Consider the following 16215-nt stretch of genomic DNA (forward strand, 5'->3'; position numbering starts at 1 on the left):
CACCGAACCAAACCTTTAAGGCCTCGATAAGGCCCACATGGTTTCAAGGGGAGCAACAAAATGATCAAACGCAATTTGCTGGTGATGGGCCTCGCTGTGCTGCTGAGCGCTTGCGGCTTCCAGCTGCGCGGCACCGGCACCAATGAACTGAGCATCAAGGAACTGGACGTCAGCGCCCGCAACGCCTATGGCGACACCGTGGTTCAGCTGCGCCAGACCCTGGAAAACAGCGGTGTTCACGTCTACACCGGTGCAACCTACAAACTGGTCTTGGTGGACGAGCAGGAATCCCAGCGTAGCCTGAGCTACGCCAGCGCCGGCCGCGCGTCGGACGTTGAGCTCAATACGGCCGTCAACTATGAAGTACAGGGCCGTGACCACCTGTCATTGATGGCCGACAAGCTCGAAGTCCAGAAAGTTGTGAGCCACGACGGCAACAACCTGGTGGGTTCGGACTCGGAGATCATTCAGGTTCGCAAGGAAATGCGTCGTGAGCTGATCCAGCGCCTGATGGTACGTCTGCAACAGCTGACGCCGGAAAAACTGGCCGCTCTGCAGCAAACCGCCGACAACAAGGCCAAGGCTGACGCCGACGCCCTGAAAGCCGCAAAAGAGTACGAAGACAACACGCCGAAACAATCGCCTGTTGAAGTCCCTGTCGAGTAAGCCAGACGGGGCGCCCCTGGCGCCCCGTTTGCCCCGCCTATGAAGCTCGCCCCCGCCCAACTCGCCAAACACCTGCAAGGTGGCCTCGCGCCTGTCTATATCGTCAGCGGTGATGACCCGCTGTTGTGCCAGGAAGCGGCAGACGCTATTCGCAGCGCCGCGCGCCAGCAGGGTTTCGATGAACGCCAGGTCTTCAGCGCCGACGCCAGTTTCGACTGGGGCACGTTGCTGCAAGCCGGTGCGAGCATGTCGCTGTTCGCCGAAAAACGCCTGCTGGAATTGCGCCTGCCCTCGGGCAAACCCGGGGACAAGGGCGCGGCGGCGTTGATGGAATACTGCTCGCGTCCCGCTGAAGACACGGTGCTGCTGGTCAGCTTGCCCAAGCTCGACGGCAGTGCGCAGAAAACCAAATGGGGCAAGGCGCTGGTAGAGGGACCACAGACCCAGTTCATCCAGATCTGGCCAGTGGACAGCAACCAGTTGCCGCAGTGGATTCGTCAGCGCCTGTCCCAGTCGGGGCTGTCAGCGACGCAAGACGCTGTTGAGCTGATCGCCGCCCGGGTCGAAGGCAACTTGCTTGCTGCCGCCCAGGAGATCGAAAAGCTCAAGTTGATGGCCGAAGACGGGCAAATCACCGTCGAAACCGTACAAGGCGCAGTGGCCGACAGCGCTCGCTTTGACGTGTTCGGGCTTGTGGACGCGATTCTTAACGGTGAACCCGCCCACGCCCTGCGCATGCTCGAAGGGCTGCGCGGCGAAGGCGTGGAACCCCCGGTGATTCTATGGGCGCTGGCCCGTGAGTTGCGGGTGCTGGCCAATATTTCGCTGCAATACAGCCAGGGCACTCCGCTGGACAAATGCTTCAGCCAGGCGCGGCCACCGGTCTGGGACAAACGCAAACCCCTGATGAGCAAAGCCCTGCAACGGCACTCGGCGCAACGCTGGGCGCAATTGCTGCTGGAAGCGCAACGAATAGACGCGCAGATCAAGGGCCAGGCGGCCGGTTCGCCGTGGATGAGCCTGAGCCGCCTGTCGCTGTTGATGGCCGGCCAGCGCCTGACCTTGCCCGCCGAATAACCTTCTCTCAAAAACATCACAGATCCCATGTGGGAGCGGGCTTGCCCGCGAATGCGGTGGTTCAGCTGACACTTGTAGTGACTGACACGCCGCCTTCGCGGGCAAGCCCGCTCCCACATTTTGATCGTGCACCTTTCCTACACCGCGCCGGGCTTTACAGCGGCGTCACTTCGGCAGATGATTTGCACCGCTTCATCCCACCGACAGAGAGTATCGACATGAGCAAAAAGCCATCCAAGCATGGCCCCAACAAGGCCAAATCCATCATCGCCCAGCCACTGTTCCGCAGCCGTCAGGAACGCGCCGGCAAGGGCAAAGGCAGCTACCGCCGCGAAGCCTTCCAGTCTAATAGCTGGGAGGCTTCTTACTTTCTGGCTGCCTGAAGGCAAGCGCCCCTCCGGCATGATAAGGTCTGTACCTGATTTGTAATCCCTGGACCTGTGCATGCCCTCTAGTCTTTCCCGTCGTTGGCACCTTCGCCAATTGATCGCTGCCTCCAGCCTCATTCTGCTTGTCGCCTGCGCGGAAAAACCCACCGCCGCAGACGCGCAACCCCTGCCAAAACTGCAGACTGTGCCGGCCGTCGCGCCCGCCGTCGTTGCGCCGTTGGCCGTGGACAACCTCGATATCCAACCGACCCAGACCTTTGCCGAATGGCAGGCGGCCTTTCGCGTGGACGCCCTGAAAGCCGGGATCACGCCCGCGGTGTTCGACAACGCCTTTGCCGGCGTCACCCCCGACATGGCGGTGATTCGCGCTGACCGCAGCCAACCGGAATTTTCCCGCCCGGTTTGGGAATACCTCGACGGCGCACTCTCGCCGGTGCGCGTACGCAATGGCCAAGCGTTGCTGATCAAGTACGCCGACATCCTGCAAAGCATCGAACAACGCTATGGCGTCGACCGCCAGGCGCTGGTTTCGGTGTGGGGCATGGAAAGCAATTTTGGCCAGTTCCAGGGCAATAATTCGGTGATCCGCTCCCTGGCAACCCTGGCCTACGAAGGCCGTCGCCCGGCATTCGCCCAGGCGCAACTGCTGGCGGCGCTACAGATCATCCAGCATGGCGACATCCAGGCCGACCAGATGAAAGGCTCCTGGGCCGGCGCGATGGGCCAGACGCAATTTATCCCAACCACCTACAACACCCACGCCGTCGACTTCGACGGTGACGGTCGCCGTGACATCTGGAACAGCCCGGCCGACGCCCTCGCCTCCACGGCGCACTACCTGCAAAGCTCTGGCTGGCAAAAAGGCCAGCCGTGGGGCTTTGAGGTGCAACAGCTGCCGGCCAACTTTGATTACGCCCTGGCAGACGGCGGCGTGCGCAAGACCGTCGCCGAGTGGCTGAAACTCGGTATCCAGTTGCCACCTGGCGCGAGCATGCCGCCCAACGTCGACCAACTGTCCGCCGCCCTGTTGCTGCCGGCAGGCTACCGTGGCCCGGCGTTTCTGGTGCTGGACAACTTCCGCGCCATCCTCAAGTACAACAACTCGTCGTCCTACGCGCTGGCGGTTGGCCTGCTGTCGGAACGGTTTGGCGGCGGTGGTGTGATTCGTGGCGATTGGCCCAAAGATGAGCTGCCACTGAGCCGCTCCCAGCGCATCGATTTGCAGACAGTGCTGAGCGCCAAAGGGTATGACGCGGGCAATGCAGACGGCATCATCGGCGCCAACACGCGCAAGGCGATCCGCGCAGCGCAGCAGTCGTTGGGCTGGCCGGCGGATGGGTATCCGACGGTGAAGTTGCTGGAGTCGTTGCAGAACCGATAGACCTGCAATGGTGGCGAGCGGGCTTGCCCCGCGCTGGGCCGCGAAGCGGCCCTGATCAAGCAGAATACGGTGTATCAGCTGCGCCTGAGTGGCTGGTTTTGGGGCTGCTGCGCAGCCCGACGCGGGGCAAGCCCGCTCGCCACAAAAAAGGCCCGCGCGGTGGCTTTATCACCACGTCAGGGCTTGAACACTACATCCTGCTCCAACACCACCCGCTGCGCCCCCGCATCCAGCCGTACCAGTGCGCCCATCGGCAGCGTCAGGTTCGGGTCGCAGTGCCCACTGCGCCAGCCGGACAACACCGGAATGCACAACGGTTCGAAGGACTGCTTCAGCAGTCGCTCCAGCGCTGCTTTATCCACACCCGCCACATCGCCCACCAGCACACCGGCAATCTGCTCCAGCTTGCCCGCCAGGCGCAGGTGAGTCAGCAGGCGGTCGATACGGTAGATCGGCTCGTTGACGTCTTCGATCAACAAAATGATGCCTTCGGCGTCAATCTCATAAGCCGTGCCCATCACCGCCGCGATCATCGACAGGTTGCCACCCAGCAAGCGTCCACAGGCGATGCCTGGCTCAAGGGTGGTCAATGGGTAGGCCACCGGGTGCGCCACTACACTGCCGGCGCCAAGCTGACCGCGCAGCATGCTGAACAGCGATGACTCCGTGGGCTGTTGCTTGTCGCCCAGCAAATCGGCGTTGAGCATCGGCCCGTGGAAAGTCACGAAGCCCGCGTAGCGGCTGATCGCCAGGTGCAACGCGGTGATGTCGCTGTAACCCACGAACGGCTTGGGGTTGGCGCGCAGCAGGTCGTAATCCAGACGATCCAGCAAGCGTGGCGTGCCATAGCCGCCGCGCAGGCAGAAGATGGCATCGATGTCGGGGTCGGCGAAGGCAGCATGAAGGTCACGCAGGCGCACGTCATCGCTGCCTGCGAGGTAACCGTCGCGTTCGTATACACCTGGGAAAATCCGCAGCTCATGGCCACGGGCGCGCATCCATTGCCCGGCTTTTTCAACGTCGAGGGCGGCAGGGCCGGCGGGGGCGATCAGGCCGATGATGCCTTCGGGGCGAAGTGCAGGTACCGCGGCCGCAAGTTGAGTTGTCATCCCTGGGTCTCCCTGTATGACGCGGAACGAAATGTGGGAGCCGGACGCTGTGGGAGCGGGCTTGCCTGCGACGCAAATACCTCGGTTTTCAATCAAACCGAGGCGATGCTATCGCGGGCAAGCCCACTCCTACATAAGCCCGCTCCCACATTGGATCTGCGGTGTTGCGCACATCGTTATTACGAAACCAGGCTAGCCTTGACCAGCTTGGCCTGCTCGTCAGCGTGGTACGAGGAACGCACCAACGGGCCAGACGCCACGTTCTTGAAGCCCATTTTGTAACCTTCCTCGGCGAACCAGGCGAAGGTGTCCGGGTGCACAAAACGCTGCACCGGCAAGTGGCTGCGCGACGGCTGCAGGTACTGGCCGAGGGTCAGCATGTCGATGTCGTGTTCGCGCATGCGCTTCATGACTTCGATCACTTCTTCGTCGGTCTCGCCCAGGCCCAGCATCAGGCCGGATTTGGTCGGGATGTGCGGCATCATCTGCTTGAATTTCTGCAGCAGGGTCAGCGACCACTGGTAGTCCGAGCCTGGACGCGCGGCCTTGTACAGGCGTGGCACGGTTTCCAGGTTGTGGTTGAACACATCCGGTGGCTCGGCAGCGGTGATTTCCAGCGCGACGTCCATACGGCCACGGTAGTCCGGCACCAGGGTTTCGAGCATCACGTTCGGCGACAACTTGCGGATCTCGCGAATGCAGTCGGCAAAGTGCTGGGCACCGCCGTCACGCAGGTCGTCGCGGTCTACCGAGGTGATTACCACGTATTTGAGTTTCAGGTCGGCGATGGCGATGGCCAGGCTTTCCGGCTCGTTGACGTCCAGAGGCTTCGGCCGGCCGTGGCCAACGTCGCAGAACGGGCAACGACGGGTGCAGATGTCACCCATGATCATGAAGGTGGCGGTGCCGCCGGAGAAGCATTCGCCCAGGTTCGGGCAGGACGCCTCTTCGCACACACTGTGCAGCTTGTGTTTGCGCAGCAGGGCCTTGATACGGTCGACTTCCGGCGAAACCGGGATGCGCACGCGGATCCAGTCAGGTTTTTTCGGCAGTTCGGTGGTCGGGATGATCTTGACCGGGATGCGTGCAACCTTCTCGGCGCCGCGCAGCTTGACGCCGGCTTCCACCTTGGCACGCGGGGCCGGACGCTCGGTGATGTCCAGCGTCGGGATCATGGTTTGCACTGCATCAGTAGTCATAATCAGTCGATTCCGCCCGTAAGGGTCGTCTGCTCAGCATAGTCGAGGTGTTTGACGAGCTGCGCACGCAGCCGGGCACTTACCTCGGCAAATTTAATCGGTGTGGCGTGATCGCTCAGTTGGGTCATCGCCAACCCTGCATAACCGCACGGGTTGATGCGCCCGAATGGCGCCAGGTCCATGTCCACGTTCAAGGCCAGGCCATGAAAGGAACAACCGTGGCGGATCCGTAAACCGAGGGAGGCGATTTTCGCGCCGTCCACATACACACCGGGTGCATCGGGCTTGGCCGCGGCGCTCACGCCGTAACTGGCCAACAGCTCGATCAGGCAAGCTTCCATGCGGCTCACCAGGTCACGTACGCCAAAACCCAGCTTGCGCACGTCCAGCAAGAGATAAGCAACAAGCTGACCCGGCCCATGGTAAGTCACTTGACCACCTCGGTCGACCTGCACCACCGGAATATCCCCCGGCAGCAGCAGATGCTCGGCCTTGCCAGCCTGGCCCTGGGTGAATACCGGCGGGTGTTCCACCAGCCAGATTTCATCCGGGGCCGAGCTGCCGCGCTCGTTGGTGAAGCGCTGCATGGCATGCCAGACCGGCTCGTAGGCCATCTGGCCGAGCTCGCGAAAGCCCAGGACCTGAGACATCACAGCACCATGTGCACGAAGCCGGTGGCCCGCAGTTCGCTGTTGATGTCGTAGAGCTGGTCTTGACCGGTCGCAACGATGTGCAACTGGATCGTGGTGTACTTGCCGTTGGAGCTCAAACGCTCGTCCACACGGTTGTCGTTGATCGTCGCGTGTTTACGCACGATCTCCAGAATCTTGTCTTTGTTGCCCACCCCCGTATCGCTGATCACCTTGACGGGATAGTCCACGTTAGGGAATTCGATCTTTGGCGCCTTTACTTCTACTTCTTTATCGGTCATGGCGTAACGGCCTCGTAAGCGTAAGCCGTGGCGACGGGCAAAGCCCCGCGTCAGGTCGACGCGGGGCTTTGCAGGTGCACACTTATCAGTTGAACAAGCTGTAGAAGAATAGACGGATGCTATCCCACACGCGGCGGAAGATACCACCTTCGTCGACGGCGTCCAGCGCGATCAGGTCGGCGCTGTGCACCACCTTGTCGTCCAGCTTCACTTCGACTTTACCGATAACGTCACCCTTGGCGATTGGCGCAACCAATTGCGGGTTCATGGTCATGCTGGCAGCGAGCTTTTTCAGCTGGCCTTTAGGCATGGTCAACGTCAGGTCATCAGCCAGGCCGGCTTTGACTTGGTGGGTAGCGCCTTTCCATACCGGGGCTTGAGCCAGCTCAGCACCCTTCTGGTAGAAGGTCTGGGTTTCGAAGAAGCGGAAACCGTAGGTCAGCAGCTTTTGCGTCTCGGCCGCACGGGCCTGCTCGCTGTTAGTACCGAAGACCACGGCGATCAGGCGCTGGCCGTCACGTACAGCAGACGACACCATGCAGTAGCCGGCTTCGTCGGTGTGGCCGGTTTTCAGGCCATCGACAGTCTTGTCGCGCCACAGCAGCAGGTTGCGGTTAGGCTGCTTGATGTTGTTCCAGAAGAACTCCTTCTGGGAGTAGATCGCGTAGTGCACCGGGTCGACGCGGATGATCGCGCGCGCCAGCAGCGCCATGTCGTGAGCCGACGAGTAGTGCTCCGGGTTCGGCAGACCGGTCGGGTTCATGAAGTGGCTGTTGGTCATGCCCAGGTCGCCGGCCGTCTTGTTCATCATGTCGGCAAAGGCGTCTTCGCTGCCGGCGATGTGCTCGGACAAGGCCACGCTGGCGTCGTTACCGGACTGGATGATGATGCCGTGCAGCAGGTCGCTGACAGTCACCTGCGAACCCACCTTGATGAACATCCGCGAACCGCCGGTACGCCAGGCGTTTTCGCTGACGGTAACCGGGTCGTTTTCGCCGATCTGGCCGCGACGGATTTCCAGGGTCGCGATGTACGCCGTCATCAGCTTGGTCAGGCTCGCGGGAGGCAGGCGCTGGTCACCGTTGTTCTCGACCAGCACGTTGCCGCTGGCGGCATCCATGAGGACCCAGGCCTTGGCGGCCAGTTGCGGGGAAGCCGGCACCATTTCAACCGCCCAGGCGGCCGGGGTGATGATCAGCGAAAGAAGCAGGCACGTGCGTTTGGCTAAGGTGGTGATGTTCATCCGTCTCTCGAAATTGCTTATGGAAACTTGCCCTCGCGGGCAAAACTATTCAGACAGCCCGCTGCCAGACTGTCACGTGTTCGGTTGCCCGCTCACCCCTTGCCCCTGGGTTTTTATTGTTCAACGAGCCAACAACCAGGGCCCAGACCCGCGCACGCGCCTGAGCCATCAATCTTTCTTATTCGGCGGTGACCACGCTGGGTTGCCCCAGGTTGGCCAGGCGCACGCTGTTCTGTACTTGCGCCACTTCACTTGGCGAACCAATTGGCCCCATGCGCACACGGTGCAGGGTCTGCTGGTTACGCACGATGGAGCTGATGAAAACCGGCGCATTGACCATGCTGCTCAGCTTGGACCTTAACAGTTCTGCCGCATCGGGGTTGGCGAAAGCGCCGACCTGCAGGTACTGACCGCCCACCGTGGAAGCGCCCGGTGCTGCGTGCGGCACGACCACCGTGTCCGGTGCGTGCTGCGCCGGTGGCGGTGTCCACTGTTCGATCTTGCCGGTTGACGCGGTCACTTGCGGCTGTGGCGTTTGCGGCTCGTTGAGCATCAACGGCGCCGGTTTGCCACGCTGGGCCCAGTACTGCGCCGGGTCGATGCCTTCGACTTTGACGCGCGCGGTGCCGATTTCGGCGTAACCGAGTTTCTTCGCGGCGGCGTAGGACAAGTCGATGATCCGGTCCGAATAGAACGGCCCACGGTCGTTGACCCGCAGGATCACCGTGCGGTTGTTGTCCAGGTTGGTCACGCGTACGTAGCTGGGCAGCGGCAGGGTCTTGTGGGCCGCGCTCATGCCGTACAGGTCATACACTTCGCCGTTGGCGGTGTTCTGGCCATGGAACTTGGTGCCGTACCAGGACGCCGTGCCCGATTGGACGTAGGTCTTGGAATCCTGCAGCGGGAAGTAATTCTTGCCCAACACGGTATACGGGTTGGCCTTGTAAGGCCCGGTGTGCAGGGTCGGCGTGGCATCCGGGATTTTCGACACGTCGACATCCCACCACGGCGCGCCGTCTTTGTGCGCGCGGTTGATGTCCAGGCCCGGCTGGGCGCGGACGATACCGCCACCGCTCTTCTGCGCCGGCGCGCGGCTTTTGGTGGTGGTGGAAGAGCAACTGACAACCAGCAAGGACAACGCGGCAAACGCCACCAGCTTGAGCGGTTTATTGAACGGCGATGCCCGCATTACTTGTTGCCCCGTGCTTGGACCAGCATGTCTGACAGCTGATGCACGGCCATGGCGTACATCACACTGCGGTTATAACGCGTGATTGCGTAAAAATTCTTCAGGCCCATCCAGTATTCCGGGCCGTTTTCGCCTTCCAGGCGGAACGCCGTCACCGGCATATCGTCGCGTGGCGCATTCTGACTCGACCAGCCCAGGGCTCGCAACTCCCCGACGGTCTTGACCGGCTCGATTCCCTGGGTCAAACCTTCGTCGGCGCGCTCCCCGGTGACATCGGCACGGATCACCACCGGCTCGCCGGACACCCAGCCATGGCGCTTGAAGTAGCTGGCCACGCTGCCAATGGCGTCATCCGGATTGCTCCAGATATTGATGTGGCCGTCGCCGTCGAAATCCACCGCGTAAGCACGGAAGCTGCTCGGCATGAACTGCGGCAAGCCCATCGCACCGGCGTAGGAGCCCTTGAGGGTCAGCGGGTCGACTTGTTCTTCGCGGGCCAGCAGCAGGAATTCGCGCAGCTCCTTGCGGAAGAACTCGGCGCGCGGCGGGTAATCGAAGCCCAGGGTAGATAAGGCGTCGATCACCCGGTAACTGCCGGTATTACGCCCGTAAAAGGTTTCAATGCCGATGATCGCGACGATAACCTGGGCCGGCACGCCGTACTCCTGCTCGGCGCGGGCCAGCGCGGCTTCATGCTGGCGCCAGAAGTCCACACCCCGCGCCACGCGGGCGTCGGTGAGGAACATCGGGCGGTATTCTTTCCACTGTTTCACGCGCTCGGCGGGACGCGAGATCGCATCAAGGATCGCCTGCTTGCGCTGGGCTTCGCGGAACACGCCCATCAGCTGTTCACCGGCGAAACCGTAGTCGCGGGTCATTTCACCGACAAATTCGGCGACCTGGGGTGAGCCATCGTAGTCACCGGCCTGCGCCTCTTGCGTCGCGCCCAGCAGCCCAATCAGGCTCATCCAGGACGCATGCCGAGTCGCCCAGCCGCGCATTACTTGCATTGACATCTTCACCTTATTCAAACCTGTGCGATCCACTTGCGATGCGTGTGAATCGACATCAAAACCCCAAACGCTGACAGCAATGTCACCAGCGAAGTTCCGCCGTAGCTAATGAACGGCAACGGCACCCCAACCACCGGCAGCAGGCCACTGACCATACCGATGTTGACGAAAACGTAAACAAAAAAAGTCATGGTCAGGCTGCCGGCGAGCAGTTTGCCGAACAGCGTCTGCGCCTGCGCGGTGATCACCAGCCCGCGACCAATCAACAGCAAATAAATCAGCAACAGCGCGCAAATGCCTACCAGGCCGAACTCTTCGCCCATCACGGCAATGATGAAGTCGGTGTGGCTTTCGGGCAAAAAGTCCAGATGCGACTGAGTGCCCAGTAACCAGCCCTTACCAAATACTCCGCCGGAACCGATGGCGGCCTTGGACTGGATGATGTTCCAGCCAGTGCCCAGCGGGTCACTCTCCGGGTCGAGGAACGTCAGGATCCGCTGCTTCTGGTAGTCGTGCATAAAGAAGAACCACATGGCCACGGCCACGGGGATGGCGGCCGCGAGCACGCTGAGGATCCAGCGCCAGCGCAAGCCGCCCATAAACAGCACGAACGCGCCACCCGCGAGGATCAGCAGCGAAGTGCCGAGGTCGGGCTGGCGCACGATCAGGATGAACGGCACGCCAATCAAGATCAGGCTGATGCCCACGTGCTTGAGCTGCGGCGGCAAGGTGCGCTTGGACAAATACCAGGCGATGGTTGCCGGCATCAAAATCTTCATGAATTCCGACGGCTGGAAGCGAATCACCCCTGGAATGTTGATCCAGCGCGTCGCGCCCATGGCGTTGTGGCCCATCACGTCCACCACCACCAGCAGCAATACGCCAGCGACATAACCAAGCGGCACCCAGCGCGCCATGAAACGCGGTTCGAGCTGGGCGATCACCACCATCGACAACAGGCCCAGGCCGAACGACGACGCCTGCTTGATCAGCAGGTCCCAGTTCTTGCCGCTGGCCGAATACAGCACGAACAGGCTGCCGGCCGCCAAGGTCAGCAGCAGGATCAGCAACGGGCCATCAATGTGCATGCGCTGCAATAACGTCGCGCGGCGACGCATCACATCCTCGCTGGAGAGGATGCGGTCAAAATTACTCTTCACGGGCCGTAACCTCGGTGCTTGAAGGGGGGCCGCCATATTCGGGCTTGAGCCGGCCGTCGTCGGCCAACAGCCAGGCGTCCATGATCTGGCGCACCACGGGCGCAGCCACGCCGGAGCCGGACTCGCCGTTTTCGACCATCACCGCCACGACGATTTTCGGGTCGTCTGCCGGGGCAAAACCGACGAACAAGGCGTGGTCGCGGTGGCGTTCCTGAACCTTGGAGCGGTCGTATTTCTCGCCCTGCTTGATCGCGACCACCTGCGCGGTACCACTCTTGCCGGCGATGCGGTATTGCGCGCCGGCCGCCGCTTTGCGCGCGGTGCCCCGGGCGCCGTGCATCACTTGCTGCATGCCGTGGTTGACCTTGGTCCAGTCGGACGGGTCACGCAGCACGATGTCGGGAATCGGGTTTTCATCCACAGGCTTCTCGCCTTCGATGGTCTTGGCCAGGTGCGGACGGTTCCAGATGCCTTTGTTGGCAACCAGCGCCGTGGCCTGCGCCAGCTGCAAGGGCGTTGCCTGCATGTAACCCTGGCCGATACCAAGAATCAGGGTTTCGCCCGGGAACCAGGCCTGGCGACGGGTTGCGCGCTTCCACTCCCGCGACGGCATCAGGCCGGGGGATTCTTCGAACATGTCCAGGGAGACTTTCTGACCCAGGCCAAACTTGCCCATGTAGGCAGACAGCCGGTCGATGCCCAGCTTGTGGGCCAGGTCGTAAAAATAGGTGTCGTTGGAGCGCATGATCGCGGTGTCCAGGTCGACATAGCCGTCACCGGTGCGGTTCCAGTTACGGTATTTGTGATCGTAGTTGGGCAGCATGTAGTAGCCCGGGTCGAACACACGGCTTGACGCGGTGACCACGCCCGAATCCAGGCCGGCAATCGCCACCGCCGGCTTGATGGTCGAGCCCGGCGGATACAGCCCGCGCAGCACGCGGTTGAACAGCGGTCGGTCGATGGAATCACGCAGCTCGGCGTAGGCCTTGAAGCTGATGCCGGTGACGAACAGGTTGGGGTCGAAGCTTGGCTGACTGACCATCGCCAGCACTTCGCCGGTTCTCGGGTCCAGTGCCACCACGGCACCACGACGGCCGCCGAGGGCCATTTCGGCCGCTTCCTGCAACTTGATGTCCAGGCTCAACACGATGTCTTTGCCCGGCACCGGGTCGGTGCGCTTGAGCACGCGCAGCACGCGGCCGCGGGCGTTGGTCTCGACTTCCTCGTAACCCACCTGGCCATGCAGTTCCGGCTCGTAGAAACGCTCGATGCCGGTTTTACCAATATGGTGGGTGCCGCTGTAATTCACCGGATCGAGGCTTTTCAGCTCTTTCTCGTTGATGCGCCCCATGTAACCGACGGAGTGGGCAAAGTGCGGCCCTTGCGGGTAATGCCGCACCAACTGCGCCACCACTTCCACACCGGGCAGGCGGAACTGGTTCACGGCGATTCGCGCGATCTGCTCTTCGGTCAGCTCGAACAGGATCGGCACCGGCTCGAATGGCCGGCGCCCCTGCTTCATGCGTTTTTCGAAGATCACCCGGTCCTCCGGCGTCAGCTGCAGCACCTCGACGATCACGTCGAGGATTTGCTGCCAGTCACCGGAACGCTCGCGGGTCATGCTCAGGCTGAAGCTGGGCCGGTTATCGGCCACCACCACGCCATTGCGGTCGAAAATCAGCCCACGGGTCGGCGGAATCGGCTGCACATGCACCCGGTTATTTTCCGACAGCGTGGAGTGATAGTCGTACTGGGTCACCTGCAGGAAATACAGGCGCGCAATCAGCACACCGATCAGCCCCACCACCAGAAAGGCGCCGAACACGACCCGCGCGCGTACCAGACGTGCGTCTTTCTCGTGGTCCTTGATGCGGATCGGCTGGGTCATCGGCAGGGGCGCAGATTATTTGTGGTAAGGGTGCCCGGACAGAACTGTCCAGGCGCGATACAGCTGTTCACCGATCAGAATCCTTACCAACGGGTGCGGCAGCGTCAGCGCTGACAGCGACCAGCGCTGCTCCGCCCGCGCACAGACTTCCGGCGCCAGCCCTTCGGGGCCGCCGACCATGAAGTTGACCGTGCGCGAATCCAGGCGCCAGCGATCCAGCTCCACCGCCAATTGCTCGGTGCTCCAGGGTTTGCCGTGCACCTCGAGGGTGACGATGCGCTCGTTGGGGCCGACCTTGGCCAGCATGGCTTCGCCTTCCTGACGGATAAAGCGCGCCACGTCGGCATTCTTGCCCCGGGTGTTGAGCGGTATTTCCACCAGTTCCAGCGACAGCTCAGCGGGCAGACGCTTGGCATATTCGTGCCAACCTTCTTCCACCCACTTGGGCATGCGTGAACCGACAGCGATCAGACGCAGGCGCACAGCCGTTCCTTATTCCTGGTCTTTGTTGAGCTTGTCGAAGTGCGCGTGGCCCACTTCCGGGCTGTGGTGCTTGCCATCAGCGGCACGGCTCTGCTCGGCGCCTTTCCACAGACGCTCCAGGTCGTAGAACTGACGGGCGTTAGACGTCATCATGTGAACGATCACGTCGTCCATATCCAGCAGCACCCAGTCGCTGTCGCCCTTGCCTTCTTCACCCAGCGGCTTCACGCCTTGGGCTTTGACGGCTTCGCGAACCTTGTCGAGCATCGCGCCGATCTGGCGGTTGGAGGTACCGGTGGCGATGATCATGAAATCGGTGATGCTCTGCTTGTCGCGCACGTCCAGAACCTGGATGTCCTGTGCCTTCACGTCTTCCAGAGCGGCAACGGCCACTTTTACCAGCTCTTCGCCAGCCAGCTCAGGGCCGGTGTGCGCTTCAACTGGCAGCGGGGCGCTTTTGAAAGTGCCTTTGCGCTTAACTTTGCTTACGTCTTTGTTCGTCATATAAAACTCGTTTTGCTCGTATGTTCGGGCGCTTGCTGCACGACTGTGCGTGCGATCAAACGCGCCTTTTCAGTTCGACGCACGGTAAAGCCCGTGCGCATCGATGTAGGCCAGGACCGCGTCAGGCACCAGGAAACGTACCGACTTCCCGCTGGCCAGCAGTTGACGGATCTGGGTGGCGGACACCGCAAGCGGGGTCTGCCAGACGAATGCAATATTCCCGTTTGGCCCGGTCAGGGCCAAGGGGTCACTTACCGACCGCGCGGCCAGCAGGTTGCGCAAGGCATCCGGCGGTTCGCTGTCGGCATCCGGGCGTTGCAAAACCAGGATGTGGCAATGCTGGAGGAGTTCCTCCCAGCGATGCCAAGAGGGCAGGCCGCAAAATGCGTCCCAGCCCAAAAGCAGAAACAACTGGTCGTCTGCGGCCAACTCGGCACGCATCAGTTCCAGGGTATCGACAGTGTAGGACGGTTTATCGCGCTTGAGCTCGTGGTCGTCCACCACCAGCGGCGCAATGCCGTCTACCGCCAGGCGCACCATCTCCAGGCGTTGTTGCGGTGATACCTGTGGCGTATCGCGATGCGGCGGCCGCGCGTTGGGCATCACCCGCAGCTCATCCAGCGCGAGGGCGTCCGCCACTTCCAGGGCACTGCGCAAATGGCCGATGTGCACGGGGTCGAAGGTACCGCCGAGCAGCCCGATGCGTTTAGCCATCAAGTGCGCACGTGACCGTCGCCGAACACCACGTACTTCTCGCTGGTCAGGCCTTCAAGGCCAACCGGGCCGCGTGCGTGGAGTTTGTCGGTGGAGATGCCGATTTCCGCCCCCAGGCCATATTCGAAGCCGTCGGCAAAACGCGTCGAGGCGTTGACCATCACCGAAGCGGAATCCACTTCGTTGAGGAAACGCCGGGCATCGCTGAAATGCTCGGAAACAATGGCATCGGTGTGCTTGGAGCCGTATTTATTGATGTGCTCGATGGCCTGGTCCAGGTCGTCGACGATGCGGATCGACAGGATCGGCGCCGTGTATTCGGTGTACCAGTCCTGCTCTGTCGCCTCGATCACGTCCGCGCCCAACAGCGCACGGGTACGCTCACAACCGCGCAGTTCCACGCCCTTGTCACGGTAGATGGCAGCCAGCGGCGGCAGCACGCGATCGGCAATGCCGACGTGCACCAGCAGGGTTTCCATGGTGTTGCACGGGGCATAGCGGTGGGTCTTGGCGTTGTCGGCGATGCGGATCGCCTTGTCGATGTCGGCGGCGATGTCGATGTACACGTGGCACACGCCGTCCAGGTGCTTGATGACTGGCACTTTCGCATCGCGGCTCACGCGCTCGATCAGGCTCTTGCCACCGCGCGGCACGATCACGTCGACAAATTCCGGCATGGTGATCAGCGCGCCAACGGCGGCGCGGTCGGTGGTTTCCACCACTTGCACCACTTCAGCCGGCAACTCGGCCACGGCCAGGCCCTGCTGAATGCAGGTGGCGATGGCGCGGTTGGAATTAATCGCCTCGGAACCGCCACGCAGGATCGTAGCGTTGCCCGACTTGAGGCACAGGCTCGCGGCGTCGATGGTCACGTTCGGGCGCGACTCATAGATGATGCCGATCACGCCCAGGGGCACGCGCATTTTGCCGACCTGGATACCGGACGGCAGGTAACGCATGTCGCGGATTTCACCGATGGGGTCAGGCAGCTTGGCCACCTGACGCAGGCCTTCGATCATGTCGTCGATACGCGCCGGGGTCAGCGCCAGGCGGTCGAGCAGGGCTGGCTCCAGGCCATTGGCGCGGCCATTGGCCAGATCCAGTTCATTGGCGGCGGCCAGCTCGGAGCGCGAAGCATCCAGAGCATCGGCGGCGGCCAACAGGGCACGGTTCTTCTGCGCAGTGCTCGCACGGGCGATCAACCGCGAGGCCTGCCGGGCAGCGCGACCCAGGCGGGTCATGTAGTCAAGAACGGACTCAGTCATGGTC

At 62.0% G+C, this 16215-nt stretch carries 17 protein-coding genes; 4 read left to right on the forward strand and 13 right to left on the reverse strand.

All coding sequences use genetic code 11. The annotated features are described in order from the left end of the window. Positions 1 to 60: 60 nt before the first annotated feature. The 4 genes from lptE to ABWL43_RS25490 all read left to right on the forward strand — a co-directional run bounded on the left by lptE (position 61) and on the right by ABWL43_RS25490 (position 3513). Positions 61 to 666: an LPS assembly lipoprotein LptE gene (lptE, locus tag ABWL43_RS25475; protein ID WP_145162460.1), complete on the forward strand. Its 606-nt coding sequence runs from the start codon at positions 61 to 63 to the stop codon at positions 664 to 666. 39 nt (positions 667 to 705) lie between these two features. Continuing rightward, positions 706 to 1743 carry a DNA polymerase III subunit delta gene (gene holA, locus ABWL43_RS25480; protein WP_145162463.1) on the forward strand — a complete coding sequence of 346 codons (1038 nt, stop codon included), beginning with the start codon at positions 706 to 708 and terminating at the stop codon, positions 1741 to 1743. A gap of 218 nt (positions 1744 to 1961) precedes the next feature. Further along, entirely contained in the window at positions 1962 to 2126 is a 165-nt protein-coding gene (gene arfA, locus ABWL43_RS25485; RefSeq protein WP_003176285.1) for an alternative ribosome rescue factor ArfA, read from the forward strand. 61 nt (positions 2127 to 2187) lie between these two features. Next, positions 2188 to 3513 carry a lytic murein transglycosylase gene (locus tag ABWL43_RS25490; protein ID WP_262208881.1) on the forward strand — a complete coding sequence of 442 codons (1326 nt, stop codon included), beginning with the start codon at positions 2188 to 2190 and terminating at the stop codon, positions 3511 to 3513. A 176-nt stretch (positions 3514 to 3689) separates the two neighbouring features. On the opposite strand, the gene ABWL43_RS25495 is transcribed toward ABWL43_RS25490, so the two are convergent. From ABWL43_RS25495 to ABWL43_RS25555, 13 genes are all read right to left on the reverse strand, one after another. After that, on the reverse strand, positions 3690 to 4622 hold the full coding sequence (locus ABWL43_RS25495) for an LD-carboxypeptidase (RefSeq protein ID WP_404485187.1): 933 nt from the start codon (positions 4620 to 4622) through the stop codon (positions 3690 to 3692). Positions 4623 to 4801: 179 nt separating this feature from the next. Next, positions 4802 to 5821 (reverse strand): lipoyl synthase, encoded by a 1020-nt coding sequence (gene lipA, locus ABWL43_RS25500; RefSeq protein ID WP_090401916.1) that lies wholly within the window; start codon positions 5819 to 5821, stop codon positions 4802 to 4804. A gap of 2 nt (positions 5822 to 5823) precedes the next feature. Continuing rightward, positions 5824 to 6471: a lipoyl(octanoyl) transferase LipB gene (gene lipB / locus ABWL43_RS25505; RefSeq protein ID WP_106579371.1), complete on the reverse strand. Its 648-nt coding sequence runs from the start codon at positions 6469 to 6471 to the stop codon at positions 5824 to 5826. Continuing rightward, positions 6471 to 6752 carry a DUF493 domain-containing protein gene (locus ABWL43_RS25510; protein WP_017136054.1) on the reverse strand — a complete coding sequence of 94 codons (282 nt, stop codon included), beginning with the start codon at positions 6750 to 6752 and terminating at the stop codon, positions 6471 to 6473. Before ABWL43_RS25510 ends, lipB begins: the two co-directional genes overlap by 1 nt. Positions 6753 to 6837: 85 nt before the next feature. Further along, positions 6838 to 7995, reverse strand: a complete 1158-nt coding sequence (locus tag ABWL43_RS25515) for a D-alanyl-D-alanine carboxypeptidase family protein (RefSeq protein ID WP_106579372.1) — start codon at positions 7993 to 7995, stop codon at positions 6838 to 6840. Between the two features lie 178 nt (positions 7996 to 8173). Beyond that, the gene (locus ABWL43_RS25520; protein WP_145162474.1) at positions 8174 to 9184 is read right to left on the reverse strand and encodes a septal ring lytic transglycosylase RlpA family protein; all 1011 of its coding nucleotides are present in this window, start codon (positions 9182 to 9184) and stop codon (positions 8174 to 8176) included. Beyond that, positions 9184 to 10194 carry a lytic murein transglycosylase B gene (gene mltB / locus ABWL43_RS25525; RefSeq protein ID WP_124418530.1) on the reverse strand — a complete coding sequence of 337 codons (1011 nt, stop codon included), beginning with the start codon at positions 10192 to 10194 and terminating at the stop codon, positions 9184 to 9186. The genes ABWL43_RS25520 and mltB overlap by 1 nt, the downstream gene beginning before the upstream one ends. Positions 10195 to 10211: 17 nt before the next feature. Further along, positions 10212 to 11315, reverse strand: coding sequence for a rod shape-determining protein RodA (rodA, locus tag ABWL43_RS25530; protein ID WP_057703348.1), 1104 nt, complete (start codon positions 11313 to 11315; stop codon positions 10212 to 10214). Positions 11316 to 11346: 31 nt separating this feature from the next. Continuing rightward, the gene (gene mrdA, locus ABWL43_RS25535) at positions 11347 to 13245 is read right to left on the reverse strand and encodes a penicillin-binding protein 2 (protein WP_404485193.1); all 1899 of its coding nucleotides are present in this window, start codon (positions 13243 to 13245) and stop codon (positions 11347 to 11349) included. Between the two features lie 15 nt (positions 13246 to 13260). Beyond that, complete coding sequence (rlmH, locus tag ABWL43_RS25540) at positions 13261 to 13728, reverse strand: 23S rRNA (pseudouridine(1915)-N(3))-methyltransferase RlmH (RefSeq protein WP_262208874.1); 468 nt, start codon at positions 13726 to 13728, stop codon at positions 13261 to 13263. 9 nt (positions 13729 to 13737) lie between these two features. Further along, complete coding sequence (gene rsfS, locus ABWL43_RS25545; RefSeq protein WP_003215432.1) at positions 13738 to 14232, reverse strand: ribosome silencing factor; 495 nt, start codon at positions 14230 to 14232, stop codon at positions 13738 to 13740. A gap of 69 nt (positions 14233 to 14301) precedes the next feature. Beyond that, positions 14302 to 14946: a nicotinate-nucleotide adenylyltransferase gene (gene nadD, locus ABWL43_RS25550; RefSeq protein ID WP_106579377.1), complete on the reverse strand. Its 645-nt coding sequence runs from the start codon at positions 14944 to 14946 to the stop codon at positions 14302 to 14304. Beyond that, positions 14946 to 16211: a glutamate-5-semialdehyde dehydrogenase gene (locus ABWL43_RS25555; protein WP_404485197.1), complete on the reverse strand. Its 1266-nt coding sequence runs from the start codon at positions 16209 to 16211 to the stop codon at positions 14946 to 14948. The genes nadD and ABWL43_RS25555 overlap by 1 nt, the downstream gene beginning before the upstream one ends. Positions 16212 to 16215 lie beyond the last annotated feature (4 nt).

Origin of the sequence: Pseudomonas sp. HT11 (genome assembly GCF_044875395.1) — a bacterium.
Lineage (GTDB): Bacteria > Pseudomonadota > Gammaproteobacteria > Pseudomonadales > Pseudomonadaceae > Aquipseudomonas.